Source organism: Streptomyces aureocirculatus, from assembly GCF_000720475.1.
GTDB classification, from domain to species: domain Bacteria; phylum Actinomycetota; class Actinomycetes; order Streptomycetales; family Streptomycetaceae; genus Streptomyces; species Streptomyces aureocirculatus.
In genome coordinates, this window is the sequence record NZ_JOAP01000192.1 from 1 (window position 1) to 264 (window position 264).

Genomic DNA, 264 nt, shown 5'->3' on the forward strand with positions numbered 1-264 from the left:
CAGGCGCCAACGTCCACGACAGCCAGGCCCTGATCCCGCTCGTGAAGGGCATACCACCGATCCGGTCCCGCCGCGGCCCTCGCCGCCGCAGGCCCGCAAAACTTCACGCCGACAAGGGCTACGACTATCGCCACCTGCGGCGTTGGCTGTCCCAGCGAGGTATCGGGCACCGTATCGCCCGCAAGGGCGTCGAGACCTCCCAGCGGCTTGGACGCCACCGGTGGACCATCGAGCGCACGATGGCCTGGCTCGCCGGCTGCCGCC

At 70.8% G+C, this 264-nt stretch carries 1 protein-coding gene; it reads left to right on the plus strand.

Going from position 1 to position 264, the window contains the following annotated elements:
- On the plus strand, window positions 1-264 hold a 264-nt coding region (locus IG78_RS0141320; protein ID WP_030575093.1), incomplete at both ends, for an IS5/IS1182 family transposase.